The 692-nt window shown below is 64.6% G+C and carries 1 protein-coding gene; it reads right to left on the minus strand.

Annotation, left to right across the window (positions count from 1 at the left end):
* Nucleotides 1–692: acyltransferase domain-containing protein (locus C1A38_RS30435; RefSeq protein WP_146017662.1), on the minus strand; the 692-nt coding region annotated here is incomplete at both ends.

Below are 692 nucleotides of genomic sequence, written 5' to 3' on the forward strand. Positions count from 1 at the left end.
GCGTCGTGGAATCGGACGGTGGAACGGACCTGCCCCACCCAATACTCCGGATCCGACCACTGCGACGTCACCGGCTGTCCCGTCACCGTCGACACCGCCGACACCACCGGCTCCGCAAAAGACAACTCCCGAACCACAGCCCGGAACTCATCCAACATCGGATCCATCAACGACGAATGAAACGCATGCGACACCACCAACGACCTCGACCGACACGACAACCGACCCACCACCGACTCCACCGCACCCGCCACCCCCGACAACACCACCGACCGCGGCCCATTCACCGCACCAACCGACACACCATCCACCAACAACGGCACCACCTCCTCCTCAGAGGCCTGCACCGCCACCATCACCCCACCCGCCGGCAACGCCTGCATCAACCGACCCCGCGCACCCACCAACCGACACGCATCCGACAACGACAAAACACCCGCCACATGAGCCGCAGCAATCTCCCCCACCGAATGACCCACCACCACATCCGGCCGCACACCCCACGACTCCAACAACCGAAACAGCGCCACCTCCACCGCAAAAATCGCCGGCTGCGCATTCCCCGTCGCATCCACATCCCCCGCATCCCACACCAGACGCGAACACACCTCCTCCCACACCCGCCGAAACACCGGAAACACCCCCACCAAACCCTCACCCATCCCCACCCACTGCGACCCCTGACCGGTGAA

This window comes from Verrucosispora sp. ts21, from assembly GCF_002879555.1.
In the GTDB taxonomy this organism is placed as follows: domain Bacteria; phylum Actinomycetota; class Actinomycetes; order Mycobacteriales; family Micromonosporaceae; genus Micromonospora; species Micromonospora gifhornensis.